The sequence below is a fragment of the Ectothiorhodospira variabilis genome (assembly GCF_022227625.1).
GTDB lineage: Bacteria > Pseudomonadota > Gammaproteobacteria > Ectothiorhodospirales > Ectothiorhodospiraceae > Ectothiorhodospira > Ectothiorhodospira haloalkaliphila.
In genome coordinates this window covers 13,058-33,128 of the sequence record NZ_JAJNAO010000001.1, presented here as the reverse complement: position 1 = coordinate 33,128, position 20,071 = coordinate 13,058, and the positions used below count along the sequence as shown (strand labels likewise).

Annotated in this window: 13 protein-coding genes and 1 tRNA gene; 13 read left to right on the top strand and 1 reads right to left on the bottom strand. The window is 60.9% G+C overall.

What is annotated here, in order from left to right; translation table 11 throughout:
- Positions 1–365 precede the first annotated feature (365 nt).
- The 13 genes from amrB (at position 366) to brxL (ending at position 19,679) form a co-directional block, all read left to right on the top strand.
- Positions 366–1,166, top strand: coding sequence for an AmmeMemoRadiSam system protein B (amrB, locus tag LPW30_RS00120; RefSeq protein ID WP_025280489.1), 801 nt, complete (start codon positions 366–368; stop codon positions 1,164–1,166).
- Positions 1,153–1,716, top strand: a complete 564-nt coding sequence (amrA, locus tag LPW30_RS00115) for an AmmeMemoRadiSam system protein A (protein WP_025280490.1) — start codon at positions 1,153–1,155, stop codon at positions 1,714–1,716. Before amrB ends, amrA begins: the two co-directional genes overlap by 14 nt.
- Positions 1,717–1,941: 225 nt before the next feature.
- Positions 1,942–2,018: transfer RNA gene (locus LPW30_RS00110), tRNA-Arg, on the top strand.
- Between the two features lie 579 nt (positions 2,019–2,597).
- Positions 2,598–3,095, top strand: a complete 498-nt coding sequence (locus LPW30_RS00105) for a BrxE family protein (RefSeq protein WP_239679780.1) — start codon at positions 2,598–2,600, stop codon at positions 3,093–3,095.
- Positions 3,092–3,877 carry a DUF1819 family protein gene (locus LPW30_RS00100; protein ID WP_239679779.1) on the top strand — a complete coding sequence of 262 codons (786 nt, stop codon included), beginning with the start codon at positions 3,092–3,094 and terminating at the stop codon, positions 3,875–3,877. The genes LPW30_RS00105 and LPW30_RS00100 overlap by 4 nt, the downstream gene beginning before the upstream one ends.
- Positions 3,858–4,430: a BREX protein BrxB domain-containing protein gene (locus LPW30_RS00095; RefSeq protein ID WP_239679778.1), complete on the top strand. Its 573-nt coding sequence runs from the start codon at positions 3,858–3,860 to the stop codon at positions 4,428–4,430. Before LPW30_RS00100 ends, LPW30_RS00095 begins: the two co-directional genes overlap by 20 nt.
- A 16-nt stretch (positions 4,431–4,446) precedes the next feature.
- Positions 4,447–8,118 (top strand): BREX system P-loop protein BrxC, encoded by a 3,672-nt coding sequence (gene brxC, locus LPW30_RS00090; RefSeq protein WP_239679777.1) that lies wholly within the window; start codon positions 4,447–4,449, stop codon positions 8,116–8,118.
- A gap of 3 nt (positions 8,119–8,121) precedes the next feature.
- Positions 8,122–10,026, top strand: a complete 1,905-nt coding sequence (locus LPW30_RS00085; protein ID WP_239679776.1) for a BREX-1 system adenine-specific DNA-methyltransferase PglX — start codon at positions 8,122–8,124, stop codon at positions 10,024–10,026.
- Entirely contained in the window at positions 10,023–11,921 is a 1,899-nt protein-coding gene (locus tag LPW30_RS00080) for a BREX-1 system adenine-specific DNA-methyltransferase PglX (RefSeq protein ID WP_239679775.1), read from the top strand. Before LPW30_RS00085 ends, LPW30_RS00080 begins: the two co-directional genes overlap by 4 nt.
- The gene (locus LPW30_RS00075; RefSeq protein ID WP_239679774.1) at positions 11,918–13,765 is read left to right on the top strand and encodes a DUF262 domain-containing protein; all 1,848 of its coding nucleotides are present in this window, start codon (positions 11,918–11,920) and stop codon (positions 13,763–13,765) included. Before LPW30_RS00080 ends, LPW30_RS00075 begins: the two co-directional genes overlap by 4 nt.
- Before the next feature lie 5 nt (positions 13,766–13,770).
- On the top strand, positions 13,771–14,886 hold the full coding sequence (locus LPW30_RS00070; RefSeq protein WP_239679773.1) for a Fic family protein: 1,116 nt from the start codon (positions 13,771–13,773) through the stop codon (positions 14,884–14,886).
- Positions 14,887–15,086: 200 nt separating this feature from the next.
- The gene (locus LPW30_RS00065) at positions 15,087–17,612 is read left to right on the top strand and encodes a PglZ domain-containing protein (RefSeq protein ID WP_239679772.1); all 2,526 of its coding nucleotides are present in this window, start codon (positions 15,087–15,089) and stop codon (positions 17,610–17,612) included.
- 3 nt (positions 17,613–17,615) lie between these two features.
- Positions 17,616–19,679, top strand: a complete 2,064-nt coding sequence (brxL, locus tag LPW30_RS00060) for a BREX system Lon protease-like protein BrxL (protein WP_239679771.1) — start codon at positions 17,616–17,618, stop codon at positions 19,677–19,679.
- A gap of 71 nt (positions 19,680–19,750) precedes the next feature.
- Here the strand turns inward: brxL and LPW30_RS00055 are convergent, their stop codons facing one another.
- The gene (locus tag LPW30_RS00055) at positions 19,751–19,975 is read right to left on the bottom strand and encodes a helix-turn-helix domain-containing protein (RefSeq protein ID WP_239679770.1); all 225 of its coding nucleotides are present in this window, start codon (positions 19,973–19,975) and stop codon (positions 19,751–19,753) included.
- Positions 19,976–20,071: the final 96 nt, after the last annotated feature.

Here is a 20,071-nt window from a genome sequence, read left to right as displayed (position 1 = left end):
ATGAGATCCTATTGCCAGGATCAAGTTCCCGCCCCGAAAGTTGATGAAAGGCACTATACTCATGCCCTATAGGATTTCCGGTTCGCCTGCACCCTTGTGCAGAAGTGCTTGTACATGAATGCAAGGGAATCCTTGCTGTCAATCGCTTGTCACACAATCGTGATATGAGTTTCATGTGACATGCCGAACACAATGCGATATCCCCCTTTGCCGCTGTAGGTGCGTGCCGATAGCGGCGGTGCCTTTCAAAGGCATGGCTTCATCGGTTTTGCCGTCATCGGCCAAACACACATCAGAGATACAGCAGTATCCGGCGGTGAAGTCTCCAGGGCGGATATCCAGCCACACAATCTGGAGGAGCCGCCGTGGACACCATACGCCGCCCCGCTGTCGCGGGTCAGTTCTACCCAGCCGAGGCCGAGGCCCTGAGGGCATCGGTGCAGTCCTATCTCAATGGTGCCGAGGAGGAGGCCGCCTCAGGCACGTCCCCACCCAAGGCCCTGATCGCCCCCCATGCGGGGTACATCTATTCCGGTGGCGTGGCCGGTCGTGCCTATGCCGCGCTCACCCCCGAGCGGGCTGCCCGCATCAAGCGCGTGGTGTTGCTGGGTCCGGCCCATCGGGTGGGCTTCTACGGCATCGCCGCCCCCAGTGTGGATGCCTTCCAGACCGCCCTGGGCACCGTGCCCGTGGATCAGGACAGCATCGAGCGGGCGGTGAAGTCCCCCACCGTATTCCGTTTCGATGAGCCACACCGCAATGAACACAGCCTGGAGGTGCAACTGCCCTTCCTGCAGATGCTGCTGGACGATTTCACCCTGGTGCCACTCGTGGTGGGCAGTGCCACGGGCGAGGAAGTGGCCAGCGCCCTGGAAGACGTATGGGGCGATGAAGACACCCTGGTGGTGATCAGTTCCGATCTCAGCCATTACCTGGATTACGACACGGCCCGTCAGGTGGACAGCCGGACGTCGGAAGCCATCAGCCAGTTGAAGGCTGAAGAGGTCAAGCCCGGTCATGCCTGCGGTTACGTGCCGGTGCAGGGCCTGCTGATCAATGCCCGCAAGCACGGCCTCAAGGGCGAAACGCTGGTCCTGCGCAACTCCGGCGACACCGCCGGACCCCGGGAGCAGGTGGTGGGTTATGGGGCCTATGCGTTCAGCTGAGCTGGACCCTGCCGAGCATCAGTTGCTGTTCCAGGTGGCCCGTCGCGCCGTCAGTGGCGCCCAGCCAGCGATCCCCGCCCAGCGGGCATCGCTTTCAAAGCGCCTGCTGACGCCCGCGGCCACCTTCGTGACCCTGCATCACCGATCCGCCCTGCGCGGGTGCATTGGCACCCTGGAGCCCCACCGCCCCCTGGTGGACGATGTGGCCCACAATGCCTGGTCGGCCGCCTTCCGCGATCCCCGTTTTCCACCCCTGCCACAAGCTCAGGCGCCGGAAGTGGCGTTGTCCATCTCCATTCTGGGCCCCAGCGAACCCCTGGACGTGGAGAACGAGGACATCCTGCTGCAGAGCCTGCGCCCCGGCATGGACGGCGTGATCCTTGAGGACGGCCCCCATCGCTCCACCTTCCTGCCCGCCGTGTGGGAGCAACTGCCGCAACCGGCCGAGTTCATGGCCGCCCTGCGCCGCAAGGCCGGCCTGCCCGCAAACCACTGGTCCGACACCCTGAACCTGTGGCGCTATACCGTGGCAGTACTTGAGGAGCCATAACTGATGGGCCCCCTGAACGGCGAGCGCGCCCCCTTGGCGCGCCGCCCCTTTTGGGCTATTCTCCGCCCTCCCATCGGCCCCTCCCAAACTGGTCCATGGGTTATGCTAGAATCCCCGCAAGGCGCCCGTAGCTCAGCTGGATAGAGTACTGCCCTCCGAAGGCAACACTCAGGGGCCAAATGGGCACAACAGCTAGCATTCAATTTCGAGTACCATACGCATCACGCGCCCGTAGCTCAGCTGGATAGAGTACTGCCCTCCGAAGGCAGGGGTCGCAGGTTCGAATCCTGCCGGGCGCGCCATCTCCCCTCAAATCAAAGGCTTACAGCCCCTCCATCGGCGCCGAAATGGCCGATGAGTGCTGACCACGCCTGCCAGCACTCGTTTTTGGCCTGTTTGCGGCTAACGCTCAGCGAGTCAAGGTCTCATTTTTCCAGAATTCCCACTCTTGGGCGTGTGCCCAGAATGTGCCCTGGGTGTGCCCGTGGCAGAAATGGGCCCGGATTTTTTGGGGCTTGGGTGAGTGCTAGCCGCAATCAATCAATTTCTGCCCTGCTGGTAGCACACCGTGGTAGCCGATCTGGGAGCATGGTGCACTTCCTATGGCGGCTTGAGATGCGCTGGAGTGCGCAGTTGGATAGGTGGACCTCAGGCTTGACCAAAACATACCCCGCTTATACTGTGCCAGCACGTTAACCGAGCATATGGCACGCACCCTCGCTCCCGGGAGTCGCTCTGCGTCCGGATAGTCTCCTACCCTCGCGATTACCTTTGACCTGACGTACCATAACCCCTATCGGCAGCAGGGTAGGTGGATGTCGGTTAAAATGTTGTTTATAAAAAGAATTTAAGTCAGGATTCACAGGCTCGCAGGGGATAACATGATCAAGGATGCAGCAACGCTGGCCGAACTGCGCGTGCTGGTCGGCTATTTGGGAGAGCAGGCACCGGCCTGGTGGAGCTCTCACTTCTTCGGTCAGTCTGCCATGGCCTTTTTGACGCCGGTGTTTGGCCGATCTGCTCGGCAGGCGCAGTACCAGGGGGTGCTGGAGGCCGCCCGGCGTGTTCATGATGAACACATCGGAATTGGCCGCACCTTGCATCTCTTCCACATGCCAGAGCATTACGAGCAGGGAGCATCAACCCTGGTCGCTGATCGTGAGCAGGCTGAGGGTCTCTTTGACCACATCGATTCGCCAGAACATGCTCAGGCTCGTCTGGAAAAGCTGGCCTCGCCTCAAGAAGCGAAGGAAGGGCCCGTTGTCGTTGGGGATCTTGGCGAGAGCCTGGCCATGCCGCTTGCCACCATGGCAGGCCTCTATCTGGATGCGTTTCGCCGGGGCATTCAGACCTACCCGTACCTGCGGGAGGCGCAGTGAGTCAGCCGTGTCTCTATACGACTCAGCTGCAGGCCGGTCTCGGGTTGATTGAGGAAACCCAGCGACTCTTCGAGCTCTATGAGCCTGGGATGCGCTATCCCCAGTTGTTCGCCAAGGCGCTCGAGTCAGGTCAGTTTCCGCTGGTCTCGGCGAGACGCCTGGATAATATCGTTCGCGAATGTTTCGGGCCGCGCTATCTGCGCCAGCCGGGTGTCGCCGAACGGCTGAAGCAGCTGTTGCCATGTCTCGACAGCGACGAGCGCCGTCAGTTGCTTCTGCTACACACCGCCAGAGCCAATATGATCCTGGCCGACTTCATACGCGAGGTGTACTGGCCGCGCTATACCTCCGGCCGAGATAGCCTGTCCCGGGAGGATGCGCTGCGCTTCGTCGAGAATGCGGTGCGGGAGGGGAAGACCCAGAAACCTTGGTCGAAGAGCACCGTCCGCCGTGTCTCAGGTTACTTGCTCAGTGCCTGTGCCGACTTTGGCCTGCTGGAGTCTCGTCGCAGTGGTCCGCGCCGTCTCCATTCGCTTCGTCTCTCCACTCGCGTGTCGGCCTACCTGGCCTACGATCTCAAGTCCCAGGGGCTGGGCGACAACCAGATCCTCAACCACCGTGATTGGCAACTCTTCGGCCTGGAGCGCTCCGACGTCAAGGAGCAGTTCAAGCGCCTCTCCCTCGAGGGCCTGCTGATCATGCAGACCGCGGGTGACGTTACGCACATCAGTTGGCAGCACAAGAACATGCAGGAGGTGGTCGATGTCCTCGCTGGATACTGACTTCAACGAACTGATGGAGCGGATCCGTCATGGCCGGGACTTCGGTCACGCCAGCTTCGAGCCGATCTTCTACCTGGTGTTTCGTCCGGAGCAGATCCTGGCTGTGAAGCGTCACCTGGCGGCCTGGAAGAGTCGGCTCAGCAACGAGGGCTGGGACGTTCACACCTTCTCCATCGCCGAAGCGGTCGACGAGATCCTCTCCCAGGCCCGCATGCGCAAGGTCTGGCTGACGGCTGACCAGCGCAATCCCCAGGATTGGAGGAAGACCAATGCGTCCCTCTCCAATGCAGTGGCCAACGGGGCACTCCAGGAACGGCTCGAAGCCAGGCTGAGCGAACTGGAGGGCAAGCCGCGCAGCATCCTGCTCGTTACGGATCTGGAGGCACTGCACCCCTATATGCGTATCGGGGTGATCGAAGGCCAGCTCCAAGGGCGTTTCCACGTGCCCACCGTGTTCCTCTACCCAGGGGTGCGCACCGGTAAGACGCGGCTCAAGTTTCTGGGCTTCTACCCCGAAGATGGTAATTACCGGTCGGTTCACGTCGGCGGCTAAGATAAGGAGTGACTCCATGGAAATAAAACAGCTTTTTGACCCCAGTCGCGATATCTACCGCAGCATTGAGAAGGTGATCGCCTATGGCGTCTCCCAGGAAGAGCGCCTACGCAAGGAGATCTCAGAATATGTGGTCACGGACGCCATCGACGAACAGTTCAACCAGTTGCTCACCAAGATGCAGGTGGCCATGGAGGCCGGTGGCGAGAACGAGGTCGGCGTCTGGGTATCAGGCTTCTATGGTTCGGGTAAGAGCTCCTTCACCAAGTATCTCGGCCTGGCCTTCGATGACAGTGTCATTATCGATGGGGTGCCGTTCCGCCAGCATCTTCAGGACCGCCTTAAGAGCACCACTACTCGGCAACTGCTGAGTACCGTCGCCAAGCGCTTCCCAGCCGCCGTGCTGATGCTGGATCTGGCCACCGAGCAGGTCAGTGGCGCCACCATGGCGGAGGTCTCCAGCGTTCTCTACTACAAGGTGCTGCAGTGGGCCGGCTACTCACGCAACCTGAAGGTGGCCGCGCTGGAACGCCGCCTGAAACAGGAGGGGCGCTATGAGGAGTTCCTGAGGTGCTTCGAGGAGAAGACCGGCGGCGAGGCCTGGAGAGACTATCGCAACGACGAGTTGGTGGTTGACAGCTTAATACCGGAAATCGCTCACGAGCTCTATCCCACCCTGTTTACCACGCCTGCCTCCTTCAACACCGCCACCAGCGATGTGATCCGCTTCGAGAACGATCGCGTCGAGGAGATGCTTGATATCGTGCGCGAGCACTCCGGTAAGGAGCATGTGATCTTCATCGTGGACGAGGTCGGCCAGTACGTGGGGGCGCGCCAGCCGCTGATCCTCAACCTCGATGGCCTGGCCAAGAACATCAAGGCCCAGGGCAACGGCAAGGTGTGGCTGATCGGCACCGGCCAGCAGACCCTGACCGAGGACGATCCACGGGCCTCGCTCAACTCGCCCGAGCTCTTCAAGCTCAAGGACCGTTTCCCGATCTCCATCGACCTCGAGGCCGATGACATCAAGGAGATCTGCTACACCCGCCTGCTCGGTAAGTCGCCGGACGGGGCCAAGCAACTCGGCGAGCTGTTCGACCAGTACGGCCAGGCGCTGCGCCACAACACCAAGCTGGAGGATGCCCGCGCCTACGGGGCCGACTTCGATCGCCAGACCTTCATCGACCTCTACCCCTTCCTGCCGGCGCATTTCGACATCCTGCTGCATCTCCTGGGTGCGCTGGCGCGCTCTACCGGCGGTATCGGCCTACGTTCTGCCATCAAGGTGATCCAGGACATCCTCATCGAGGGCGATGGCAAGCGCATCCCCGTCGCCAACCAGCCGGTAGGTTGGCTGGCCACCACGGTGACCCTCTACGACGCCCTGGAGAAGGATATCGAGCGGGCCTTCCCCAACTGGCACAAGGCCGTGAATACGGTCACCAAGATCCGCTATCGTGACGCCGAGCTGCCCCAGCGCATCGCCAAGACAGTGGCCGTGCTGCAGATCCTCGGCAACCTGCCGATCACCCGGCGCAACGTCGCCAGCCTGATCCACTCCGAGGTGGCCAGTGGCAGCCAGGCGGAGGAGATCAATGCCGCCATCGAGGAGCTGATCGGCGACCCCATTGTGCCCTTCGGCGAGCAGGATGGCTTCCTCTGTTTCTTCAGCGAGAAGCTCAACGATATCGAGCAGGAGCGCACCCAGATCCCGCTGCGCGGCGTGGAGATGAAGCGCATCCTCAACCGCGCGCTGGAGGAGGTGTTCTCGCCGCTGCCGAGCACCCAGCTGCATGGTTCGCTCTCGGTGCAGACCGGCCTCAAGACCCAGGGCCACGAAGGGCTGCCGACCTCACTGGCAGGGGACCGAAACCCCATCCAGACGGTGGTCGAGCTGGTAGAGCCAACCGACTACGATGCCGCCCGTTTGCGGCTGCAGGACGACTCCAGGGTCAAGGCCAACGAGAACCTGATTTATCTGGTGGGGCGCAAGTCGCCGGAGCTGGACGACCTCACCGCGGATATCTATCGCTGCCAAGAGATCAACGACAAGTTCCGCCACGATCCCGACCAAGAGGTCCGTGACTATTGCCGCTCTCAGTTGGATCGCGCCAGCCGCCTAGCGGCCGACCTGCAGCGGCTGATCAAGCGCAGTCTGGTCCGGGGTTCCTTCATCTTTCGCGGACAGGCCACCGCCGTGGAGAGCCTGGCGGGCGATCTGTCTGAGGCAGCGCGCAAGCAGTTGGCCGGCGTGGCGGGGCAGGTGTTCAGCCGCTACAGAGAGGCTCCGGAGCGGGTGCAAAGCGACCTGGCCGAGCGCTTCCTGCGCGTCGGCAACCTCAGCGGCATCACCACCAAGCTGGATCCGCTGGGCCTAGTGACCCAGCAGGGCGGGCAGCCTGGCATCAATATCGATCACCGCGCCCTGGTCAGTATTCGTGATCACATCGATCGGGTCGGCATGGTGGAGGGCAAGAGCCTGGCCAGCCGCTTCAGCGACGCTCCCTACGGTTGGTCCCAGGATACCCTGCGCTACCTGGTGGCGGCCATGCTGGTGGGTGGAGTGATCAAACTGAAGGTCTCGGGGCGGGAGGTCACCGTCAATGGCCAGCAGGCCATTGAGGCGCTCAAGACCAACAACGCATTCAAGAACGTGGGGATCTCGCTGCGCGAAGACCGTCCCTCCATGGAGATGCTGGCGCTGGCTTCCAAGCGGCTGACCGAGCTTAGCGGCGATATGGTGGTACCGCTCGAGGATGCCATCAGCAAGGCGGCCACCAAGCTCTTCCCCCAGCTTCAGCAGCGCTACGCCTCGCTTTCCGGCCGGTTGCAGGCGCTGGGGCTTCCTGGAGACGAGCGCCTGGAGGCGATGGGGCGTGACATGGCGGATATCCTGCTCACCGATGGCTCCGACGCACCCCAGCGGATGGGCCGGCAGGAGTCCAGCCTCTATGACAACCTGACCTGGGCGGCCGAGCTCAAGAAGGCGCTCGAGCAGGGCCTGGAGGACACCCTGAAGGAACTGCGTGCTTTGGCCCAGGCCATCGACGGGCTGCCCGGCAGCGGCATTCCTGGCGAGCTGAAGGCGGAACTGGCCGAACCGCTAAAGGAGATCGCGACGCGCCTGGCTTCCGAGGAGGCGTACCGCAGCGCCTCGGATTTCAATACCCGCCTCACCGAGCTGCGCAGCCAGGTACGCCAGGCCACCGAGCGCATGCAGGAACAGCAGCAGCAGCGGCTGCGCCAGGCGGAGCAGGAGCTCGCCCGGGTGCCGGAGTGGCCTGAGCTGACCAATCAGGAACAGCAGGACCTTCTCGGCCGTCTGGATACGCTGGCGCTGGAAGCCTCGACTGATATCGAGGGGCTCAAGCGTCTGGTCAACCGTGACTACGAGCTCCAGGCGGAGTTGGCCTCCCTCAAGGAGCATATCGAGCGGGTCGGCCGCGAGCGCCAGCAGGAGCGTATCCGCGAGGAGCAGAAAGAGCTCGAGGAGGAGCAGGAAGGGTGCCAGGAGAACAAGAAGGTGCTCACCCGGCGCTTCAAGACGCGCTCGCGCATCACCTCCCTGGACACCCTCGACGCCATGATCCGTGAGCTGCAGAAGCTGCGCGGTGAGCTGGAGTACGCCCATGCCTTCGAGCTGGACGTCGCCTTCGATGAGGCCCCCGAGAACCGCGACAAGGAGTAAGTCATGGCCTTCGATCAAGGTACACGCAACCGTCTGCAGCGCCTGGTCAGCGACTGTCGCAAGACACTGACTGACGAGTTCACGCTGCAGCTGCAGCAGGACTACGGCCTCGACCCCCTCACCGGCGAGGTGACCGAGCTCTCGCGGCTGACCCATCTGACCGACCGTGAACGCCACATCGCAGCACTGCTGCGTGAAACGCTCGCCCACTACCTGGCCGGGGAAGGCGAGAGCAAGACCCAGCGCCAGATGGCCATCCAACGCATCATCCGCGAGCAGGCCTTCACCGTGCTCAACCGCCTGGCGGCGCTGTTGATGATGGAGGCGCGTGGGCTGCTGCTTCCCGCCGTCAGCCAGGGGGTTCAGTCCCAGGCCTTCGAGCTCTATCGCCACGTGGCCGGCACCGCCCTGGGGGAGACCGGCGAGGCCTACCAGACCTTCCTGTTCAGCCTCTTCGACGAGTTCGCCCTCGATCTGCCGGCGCTATTCGACCGCTTCGCGCCCCAAGGGCGGCTCTTCCCCCGTGAGACGGCGCTCAACGAACTGCTGGCGCTGCTCAACGACCACGAGATTGAGCCGCTGTGGGCGCTGGACGAGACCATCGGCTGGATCTACCAGTACTTCAACAGCCAGGAAGAGCGCAAGGCGATGCGCAAGGCCAGCCAGGCCCCGCGCAACAGCCGCGAGCTCGCGGTGCGCAACCAGTTCTTCACCCCGCGCTATGTGGTGGAGTTCCTGGTCGACAACACCCTGGGCCGGCAGTGGTTCAACGCCACCGGCGGCACCACGCCGCTGCGTGACAGCTGCCAGTACCTGCTGGTCAAGCCCGACGAGCAGCCCGAGGCAGGCATCAAGCTGCGTGACCCGCGCACCCTCAAGCTGCTGGATCCCGCCTGTGGTTCCATGCACTTCGGCCTTTACGCCTTCGATCTCTTCCTGCAGATCTACCGAGATGCCTGGCAGTGGGAGCAGCAGCACGGTCCCGGCTCGCTGGACCTCTCTACCCAGCCGGAGGCCGGCTTCGAACCGCTCTGCCACACCTATGGTGATGAAGAGGCCCTGCTGCGCGACGTGCCGCGGTTGATCATCGAGCACAACATCTACGGGGTTGAGATCGACCCGCGCGCCGCCCAGATCGCCTCGCTGGCGCTGTGGCTGCGCGCCCAGCGCGCTTGGCACGAGGCCGGGGTGCCGGCGCTGGAGCGCCCGGATGTGGGGCGGGGCAACGTCATCGCCGCTGTAGCCCCGCCGGTTGAGAAGGCGCTGCGCGAGGCTTTCGCCGCCCGCTTGGATCGCCGCGATGCCGAGCTCTTCGAGAAGACCCTGCAGATGCTCAAGGGGTTGCCCGAGCTGGGCGTGCTGCTGCGCGCCGAGAAGGAGCTCCCCGCTCTAGTCCGTCAGGTCTATGTGGGCAAGGGTACTGACGACCTCTTCGCTGAGCTGGAGCAGGAGACTTGGCGGAAGGCCGAGGAGCGTTTGCGTCGGGCGCTGCGGGAGTTCTCCGAGGAGGCCAGCGCCACCTACCGCAGTCGGCTCTTTGCCCAAGATGCGCTGCAGGGATTGCGGATGATTGATCTCTGTCGGGTGGTCTTTGATGTGGTGGTGATGAATCCGCCGTTTGGGGCGTTGAGTGCGGGTGTTAAGGATAAGCTGGGGAAGGATTACCCAAATAGCATGAATGATTTACTAGCGATTTTTGTTGAGAGAGGGCTGGAGAATTTAATAAAAGGCGGCCGTTTGGGAGCTATCACTTCGCGTGCTTGCTTCTTTCTTACAACTTACCGTAAATGGCGTAAGCAGGTGGTCTTGGGCGTCGCCCGCCCAGCAGCCATGGCCGATCTCGGCCATGGTGTGATGGACGACGCCATGGTCGAGGCCGCCGCCTACGTCTTGGAGAAGCAAGCATGAGTCAGTTTCTGCGATTGCTGAACGAGAGCGACAAAGCGAAGGCACTCTCCAGCGCGTGTGCACTCGTTCGTCGGGGTGAGCTGGATTCTCATGTCTTCGAGGTGGAGCCCGAGTCGTTCAAGGCCATACCGGGTGAGCCCTTTGCATATTGGGTTAGCGAGTCAGTAGTGCATGCCTTTGTCCAGCTACCACCGTTCGAAGGAAATCGTAGAGTTGCGCGTCTCGGCGGTCACTCCTCTAACGATGAAAGATGGCTTCGCCTAAGTTGGGAAAGCTCAGCGGCTGGCCCTAAGGTTGGGGTTATGGTTCCGTACGCCAAAGGCGGAGCTTATTCTCGGTTTTATGCCGATATCCATCTTCAGCTTCACTGGGACAAGAAGCGTGAGACCTATCATGGTTTTTTCGGGCGGATCGGGCGCCCTAATGTAAAGCCAGAGTCAGTTGAACATTACTTCCGCCCTGGCCTTACTTGGCCACGCCGAACGCAAGGCGGTCTGAGCCTCCGTGCAATGCCAGCCGGATGCATCTTTGCTGATAAAGGCCCAGCTGCTTTCGTTGCGGACGATGATCCGGAAGAGTTGTTGGCTTTGCTTGCACTCGCCAATTCCCGTGCCTTCGGAATATTGGTATCCCTGCAGATGGCCTTCGGCTCCTATGAAGTTGGCGTCATCCAGAAAACGCCTGTCCCAGACCTGAGTTCGGCGCTAAAGCGGCAACTCGCTGAATTGGCCAGCACCGCCTGGTCGCTCAAGCGGATGCTTGATACCACAACCGAAACCTCCCATGCCTTTTCGTTTCCAGCAGCCCTTTTCAGGCATTCGACCGTTTACGCCCCCTCGGCCATTGAAGCAGAACTTACAGGTATTCAAACTCAGATTGACGATCTCGCTTTTGATCTTTACGGCTTCTTCGATGAAGGCCGACAATCAATTTTGAGCGACATCAATGTAGCAAGTAACGTTGATGAAAGCAGCTACAACGGTGACCAGGCAGGAGAAGAGGTACCTTCCCTGGATGCTCTGCTCTCCTGGACGGTCGGTGTTTCCTTCGGCCGCTTCGACTGGCGCCTCGTCACCGGAGAGCGCGAAGCACCACCCGAGCCCGACCCCTTCGACCCACTGCCGGCCAAGAGCCCCGGCATGCTGCCCGACGGGGCCGAGCCCTACCATCGCCACGCCGGTATCCTTGTCGATGACCCCGGCCACGAACACAACCTGCCGCGGCTGATGGCCGATGTGCTGGAGACGGTAGATGCCCAGGTCGACGAGGATCTCCGCCGCTGGCTGCGCCGCGACTTCTTCAAGTACCACCTGCAGCAGTACTCCAAGAGCCGCCGCAAAGCGCCGATCTACTGGCCGCTAGCGACCTCTTCAAGCAGCTATACCCTGTGGCTCTACTACCCGGCTCTCACCGACCAAACCCTTTTCACCGCCGTTAACGACTTCGTCGAACCCAAGCTCAAGCAGGTTGAGAGCGAACTGGGTAACCTGCGCCTAGCGGGCGCCAGCCGCAGCCGTGGTGACGAGAAGCGCCTGGAGGAGCTGAGCGACTTCCGCGACGAACTCGCCGACCTGCGCGACACCCTGCTGACGATCGCCCCCGACTACAAGCCCAACCACGACGACGGCGTGCAGATCACCGCCGCACCGCTCTGGCCGCTCTTCCGCCACAAACCGTGGCAGAAGGTGCTCCAGGAGACTTGGGAGAAGCTGGAGCAAGGCGACTACGACTGGGCCCACCTGGCCATGGCCTACTGGCCGGAGCGGGTGCGCGAGAAGTGCGTTACCGACAAGTCGCTTTCCATCGCTCACGATCTGGAGCACCTTTACGTCGAACCCGAGGCCGCGCCCAAGAAGGCGCGAGGGCGTAAGAAAAACACAGGGAGCGGTGAATGAGCATGATGGTGCAGTCCAGCAAGGCGCACGATCGCAGCCTTGGCGAATGGTTTCACGACATCCAGCGTGGCTCGATCAAGTTGCCGCGCTTCCAGCGCATGGAGGCCTGGGACAGAAACCGGATCGCCAGCTTCCTGGATACCGTGATCAGCAACCTGCCGATGGGTGTGGTGCTGATCCTTCAGGTCGATGGTAACGAGAACGAGAAGTTTGTATCCCGGCATATCAGCACCGCCGAGCCGGAAAAGGAAGGCACGGTGACCCAGCACCTGCTGGATGGCCAGCAGCGGCTGACGGCCTTTTGGCGGGCGATGCATAACAACTACGACTACGAAACCTTCTTCGTTTACCACCCGGAATTTGACCCCCGCGCCGAGAGGACTGGCGAGGAGGCGCAGGTCTTCATGAAGCCCAGGTGGTTCGACAAGCGCGGTAGGCGGATGCCGCTCTGGGCGGATGAACCCCGGTACACCCTGGAGCGAGGACTGTTCCCTATCTCGCTTCTGCGCCCGGGTGATATGAGCGCTGAGATATCAGCCTGGCTGGCCGATGCCACACAGCATCTGAAGCCGATGGGTGGGGAAGACGATGCCTTCGAAAAGCTCCAGGCCTACATGACGCTTCAGGAAAAGTTGAAAGATGCCATCAATCAACTCAGGGAGCGGGTGACACATTTCAATCTCCCTTACCTGGCATTGCCGGCAGCCACTCCAAAGGAGGTGGCGCTTCAGGTGTTCATCAATATGAACACCAACAGCAAGCCGCTATCGCTATACGACATCATCGTGGCGGAGGTCGAGAGCGTGGCCGGCAGCTCGCTACATGATCTCGAGGCGCGGCTCGATTCCCAATGCCCTTACTCCAAGCGCTATGCCGAGCTCAGGGACCTGATCCTCTCGACCTCGGCGCTGCTGCAGGACAAGGTGCCGAACAATCGCGGCATGATCGAGATGAACAAGCAGGTGCTCGTCGATAACTGGCGTCACCTGGAGCGTGGCCTCGAGCGTATGGCGCTGTTTCTGGCCAGTCAGGGCGTTCACGATGCCGCCAGGCTGCCTACCAATGCCGTGCTCTCGGTGATCGCGGCCTGCTACGAGCTGATCCCTGATGACGGTGACTATCGCGGCAAGGCGGAGACCCTGCTGCAGCGCTACCTTTGGTCCGCGTTCTTTACCGATCGCTATGAGAATTCTTCCGCGTCGCGGGCTTATGCGGATTTCAAGGTGCTCAAGGCGGTGCTGCAGAATCAGCAGTTTGACGAATCCCACATCGCTCAGATTCCGGTCCTGGATCGCACCCAATACCCGCTGGCCACCAAGGACGAGCTCAAGGCGGCCGGCTGGCCCAAGGCCATGGGGATCGAGGCCAGGGGCATCATGGCGGTGACGACCTACCTGGAAGCCAGGGACTTCGCCGACAATCAGCCGGTCAGCTATGACAGCCTCCAGAAGCGGGAATACCATCATGTGTTCCCCGATGCGCTGCTTCAGGAGGCCGAGATCCCCAGCTTCCTGGCGCTCAACTGTGCTCTGATCACCTGGAAGACCAACCGGGTCATTGGTCGCAAGGATCCGCTTGCCTACCTCAAGGAGCGCGTTGACTGGGCAGGTGAAGACACGGTTCGCCAGCGCATGAAGACCCACCTCATTGATTATGACCTCCTGGCCAAGGGTGATTATGGCGACCTGGCGCAACCGGGAGCTCGAGAAAGGCTCAAGCAGGACTTCGAACGATTCCTCGATGATCGTGCGGAACGAGTTACCCAGGTGGTTCGTTGCCTGGCTGCGGGGCAGCAACCAGACCTGCACCAGCTTTGGCAGGCCCCGGCAACCATAGAGATCTGATGGCCATGGCCGTTCACTACCATCTGGGGGACTTCCCGCCTGATCAGCTGGATTGGCCCCAGTTGATCCCACTGCTGGGGCCGGCATCTGCCGCCGTCGCCCGCTATGACGGTACCCTGGCTGCCATACCCAATGCTTCAGTGCTGCTGTCGCCCCTGACGACCCAGGAAGCGGTGCTGTCGTCGCGTATTGAAGGCACCCAGGCCACCATGGGTGAGGTGTTGGAGTTCGAGGCGGAGGGTGGCAAAGCCGAACTGAGTCCCGACCGCCGCGCCGACATTCAGGAGATCCAGAATTACCGTGCCGCGGTGCGCCAGGCTGAGAAGATGCTGCAGGAGTTGCCGCTGTCGCAGCGCGTCATCCTCAAGGCGCACAAGGTGCTGCTCTCCGGGGTGAGGGGGCATGGCAAGTCGCCGGGCGCCTATCGCCGTATTCCCAACTGGATCGGTCCCGCCGGCTGCAGCATCGAGCAGGCTCGCTTCGTTCCCATCTCGGCCCAGAAGCTGCCGGATGCCATGAGCGCCTGGGAGTGCTATGCCCACTCCGATGCACCAGATCGCTTGGTCCAGCTGGCGATCCTGCATGCGGAGTTCGAGGCCTTGCACCCCTTCCTGGACGGAAACGGTCGACTTGGGCGCATGCTGGTGCCGCTGTTCATGTGGCAGGTCGGGCTGATTCAGCGGCCGATGTTCTACATCAGTGCCTTCTTCGAGGCCAGCCGGGATGAATACTACGAGCGGCTGCTGGCAGTCTCCCGTGATGGCGACTGGACGGGCTGGTGCCGCTTTTTCCTCGAGGCTGTGCAGTCCCAGGCCGAGGAAAACCAGCGGCGGGCAACGCAGATCCTCGAGCTGTACGAGCACATGAAACGTGAATTACCCGAGCTGACACGTTCGCAATACGCCATTCTGGCTCTGGACTGGATCTTCGAGCGGCCGATCTTCAAAAGCTCGGATTTTGTGGGCAGTGCAGGTATTCCAGAGGGAACGGCCAAGCGCATCTTGTCACTTCTACGGAGAGAGTCGGTGCTGCGTGACCTGATAGAGGCCAGTGGACGGCGGGCAGCCGTGCTGTGCTTCCCCGCGCTGCTGAATATTGCTGAGGGAGCAGAAGCGTTTTGAGGGTCATCGGTGAGCCACAACAGACTTTGTGGGTCACTTTCTGCCATAATGTGATCCACAAAGTCTGTTGTGGCCTATACTTGAGCAACAAACGGATACCTCCAGGTCGCTGGACTTGGACCTTGGTTGCCAACAGGCTCGAGACATCAGCCGAGCACGCGCCCGGTGGGTGAGAGACAGGGATCAGGAGTGAGATGTAGATGAGTATCGAGGCCTACATTCAGGAGCAGGTGCTCGCGGAGCGGCTGCGGAACCGTACGGTCGTGGTGGTCTATGACCCGGAGCTTCGCTATCGCAGGCTTTGTCAGGGTCTAGCCAGCGATGCCACTGAGGTGGTGGACGCCACCGACAGCAGTATTGAAAGTCGAGAGCAGGCCATGCGGGCGCTGCAGCGCCTTGGGCGAGGCAAACTACAGGGACTGCTCGTGTATGTGCCTGCGCAGTCGCCGCTGGATGACGAGCACAAGCAGATCGATCCCTTCTCGCTTTTCGCGGCCTGTGGTGGAGTCTTTCCGGATGGAGATGGGGATAGCTTTCAATCGCTGTGTTTGAAGGCCAAGCCGGAGCATGCTGACGAGATTCGCCGGCTTTTCGCCGAAGGTGCTTACCCCGATTTTCCCGTGATCGACGCCGTGGGCGGCGGCGTGGGCTGGCCGAACCTGCGCGCTCAGCTGAGTGCGGAGTCCAGCCGGGACATCCTGCTCGGGCTGATGGCGCCGGATAGTCGGCAGCGACAGGCGCTTCAGGCCAGCGACGCATGGGTCAGCGAAGCTCGTGACCTGTTCAATCGGACCCTGGGATTGAAGCTGCGAACTCGCGGCAAGACCTTGTCATCCATTGCAGATGAGCTGTGGCGCTTCGTGTTGTTCAGCGAGTTCGTGTTCGACCTGCCTGAAGCACTGCCCGAGGCGCTTGCCGATATACCGCGGGCCGGTGATGGCGCGCGGCCGATCATCGAGACGCTGTGTGAAACGCTTCGCAACGATCGCCGCAGCCAGGATCTCTACATCGAGAAGGCCAAGGAGATTGAGGAGGACTTGAATCTTTCCGATCACTGCCGGGCGATGTCCGACCTGGGGAAGCGAGATACCTTCCCCTTCGAGGAGCGCACTTTCCTGCAGCAGGCAATGTTGGCCTTCGACGGTGGCGATATCGAGCGCGTGCGAGACATTCTCGTGCAGCATGAGCGCTCAGTGTGGACCTCTCATGGCGAGAGTCGGGAGAAGTGGTACCTGGTGGATGCAGCGGCCTCCCTGGCGCAGGTGTGTGATGATCTCGAACAGCGCTTGCCGGAGCACTCCGACACATTGGAAGCCTTGGTGCAATTCTACGTGGGCAGCCTTCGCGAGATGGATCGGCTTCACCGTGAGTTTGAGCAGGCGGTGAGTGACTTCGTGTGGCAGGACACTCGCGGTGAGATGACGTCGCTGATCCAGGCTGCGCGCAAGTGCTATGCCAGTCTGGCGGAGGCGGTGCAGCAGTGCTTTATGCGTTTGCTCAAGAAGACGGGGTGGCCGCTTCCCGGCATGCTGGCCAACACCCAAGTATTCGACCGGCTCGTAGCCCCTCAGTTGAAGCAGAATGGCCATCGCGTGGCCTACTTCATGGTAGATGCGCTGCGCTATGAACTTGGGGTGGCGCTTGAGAAACAGCTGGCGGACGACGGCGCGATCGAGATGCAGCCGTCACTGGTTCAGCTGCCCAGCGTGACGCCTGTGGGTATGGCGAGCCTATTACCCGGTGCCGACGACCTCCTGGCGCTGGATAAGGGGGAGGCGGGTCTGATTCCCATGTTGGACGGCAAAGCGGTGGGTAGTGTTGCCCAGCGCATGGATGCCTTCCGGCGACGCTATGGGCAGCGCTTTGCCGAGATGCGTCTGGAGGACTTCGTTCGCAACAAGGGGCCCGAGATCGACCCTGAAACGGATCTGCTGGTACTGCGATCGGTAGAGATTGACAGCCATTTTGAGAACCATCCAGAGACCGCTCCGGCTGAGATCACCCATGCCTTGAAGCGCATTCGCATGGCGGTGAATCGCCTCATTGAGCACGGATTCCATGAAGTGGTGATAGCGACAGACCACGGGTTTTACATGAACAGCCATGCCGGGGCCGGTGATGTGGCCCGCAAGCCCCAGGGTGACTGGCTGATTGTTCACGACAGGTGTGCGCTGGGTGATGGCTCTGCCGATGACCACCATCTGGTGATGGAGACCCAGCGACTTGGGATACGCAGCAACGCCACCAAGCTAGCCGCGCCATTCACCATGGCGCCCTATCGAACCGGGCTTCAGTACTTTCATGGAGGGCTGTCGCTTCAGGAATGCGTGGTGCCGGTGATCCGCATGCAACTGAGAAGCCAAGAGCAGCCTAGCGTCAGGCGGCCCAGCGTCAGCATCCGCTACAAGCAGGGGGCAACGCGTATCACTACCCGGGTTCCGGTGATCGACGTAGGGGTCGAGGCGGCCGACATGTTCTCCATTGAGGGGAGCTATGAGATCCTGCTGGAGGCGCATGACAAGAAGGGTAATGTGGTTGGAGAGGCCAGGACCACCGGCCCGGTTAATCCTGCAACCGGTACCCTGACCCTGCAGCCCGGTGAAACGGTGAAGGTGAACCTCAAGATGCAGATGGAGTTCGAGGGTAAGTTTAAGGTGAAGGCTCTGGACCCGAGGACACATACTGTTTACAGCCAGATCGACCTTGAAACTGACTACGCGGTATAGGCCATGGACCCGCTTGACCAGCAGTTAACCTCGCTCTTCGATGGCAAGGTGGTGCGCAAGGATCTTCTGCACCGCATCAAGAAAGGCACGAACGTGCCCACCTTCGTGCTCGAGTTTCTGTTGGCGCGCTACTGTGCCAGCGACGAGCCGGAGGAGATCCAGGCTGGTATGGAAGCCGTACTGGACACCCTGAACGACAACTATGTGCGTCCCAACGAGGCCAACGCGGCTCAGTCCCGGGTTGCCACCAAGGGTAAGCACCGATTCATCGACAAGGTGCATGTGAACTACGTCGAGAAGGATAGGCGCCACTGGGCGGCCTTGGAGAACTTTGACTCCCGACGTGTGGCGATCAGCGAGAAGTTCTACCGTGACAACGAGCGGCTACTCCAAGGTGGACTCTGGGCTGAGGTGACCATCGCTTACAACGATATTGAGGATGACGACTACGCCTTCTTAGTCCAGGAACTGCGCCCGATCCAGCTGAGCCGCTTTGACTTCGACCGTTACTGCGAAGGGCGGGAAGCGTTCAGCCGTGATGACTGGATGGACGTGATCCTGCGTTCGGTCGGCCTGGAACCGAGCAGACTGTCTAAGCGAGTGAAATTCCACTTTATCGCTCGTCTGGCGCCACTGATAGAGCCTAATTTCAACTTCATCGAGCTGGGGCCCCGGGGCACCGGCAAGTCTTATTTCTATAGCGAATTCTCGCCTTACTCTACGTTAATCAGCGGAGGGCAGGCGACCAAGGCTACGTTGTTCTATAACGTTCAGCGGCGCAAGATCGGCTTGGTGGGATACTGGGACACGGTAGCCTTCGACGAGGTGGGTGGGATCAAAATCAAGGACCCCGATACCATTCAGATTATGAAGGACTTCATGGCCAATGGCCGATTTTCCCGTGGCGTTGAGGTGATTGCCCAGGCCTCTATGGCCTATGTGGGAAACCTGGACCTTTCGGTGGAGCAGATCGTCAACTCCGAGGTGTATGACCTGTTCCAGCCGTTGCCCAAGGAATTCGACTTGGCTGTGCAGGACCGTTTTGCTTGCTATCTGCCAGGCTGGGAGATGCCCAAGAACAGCAGTGAGTTCCTGACCCGCAACTACGGCTTCATCACCGACTACCTGGCCGAAGCGTTCCACTACCAGTTCAAGCAGACCAACCGCTACGAGGAGGTCTCCAGCCGGGTGAAGCTTGGCGATGCTGTGGAGGGGCGTGACGAAAAGGGTATCAAGAAAACCCTCTGTGCCTTCCTCAAGATCCTCCATCCCCATGGTAAGCCAAGTGATGAGGAGTTTGACGAGTATGTGGCCTATGCGGTGGAGTCGCGTCGCCGAGTCAAGGAGCAGATGAACAAGCGCAAGACAGATGATGAGTTCTCCCGCATCAACCTCTCCTACTTCACGGCTTCGGGGGAGGAGGTGGTGGTGTACTGTCCGGAGTCCAGGACCGCCACAGCCACCCAGGAGCCGAGCCGGCGTAACATCCACGCGGGCGATGAGGTCACCGAGGCCCAGGCTAACTCTGCCGTGGCGGCTGAGGTTTCGGTGCCCGCTGAGCCATCTGTCCCTGCCATTGAACCTGAGCCCAGTGCTGAGCCTCAGGAGCAGCACTTTACGATTCACTATGGGGACACCGGCTATAGCTACGAGTCTCTGATCCTTCCTTACCTGAAGGGTGCCAAGCTGGTGGAAATCGAGGACCCTTACATCAGGGTCAATCATCAGACTCATAACTTCGTGCGCTTTTGTGAGGCAGTAATCAAGTCGCCCACCGTGCGCAAGATCGTGCTGACTACCAGCCATGATCAGGACACCGACCTCAAGATGCTCAACGACCGCTTCGAGGAGCTAAAGCAGAGCCTCTTGGAACTGGACATTGAGTTGAAGGTGCTGATCAATGAGAACCTTCACGATCGGGAAATCAAGATCGACAATGGCTGGGTGATCAAAATCGGGCGGGGTCTGGACTTTTACCAGAAGCCCGACCTGTGGTTTGGAGTGGGTGCCCATGACCTCAGCATGAGGCGGTGCCTTGAGACAAAGGTGGATATTTTTCGTGGGTAGCTCACAAGGCCTGTGTGCGCTCTCCCAAACAAGCTGGATGGAGTCCTGCTCCGGGCTTGATCCAGTCAACCCTACCCTGAAGCCTTAGGCCCTTCCTCCGCCCGATACTCAAAAAGCTCCCCCACCTCACACTCAAAGTACCGGCATAGCGCGTCCACCACCTCCAGGTCCACCCGGGTGGCGGTCTCTTGGTAGAGCCGCGTAATCGTCCCGCGATTGATGCCCGTGTCGCGGGCTACATCCGAGATTTTCAGCTTCCGTTCGCCCATCAGGCGGGACAGGTTGCACTTGATCACGACCCCTCCAAAAACAAATTGATCTCCTGCGGGTAAAAAAAACTTGCAGGGGGCTCTATTCGGCGCTATATTGCTCTCCAGGAGATCAAAAAGACC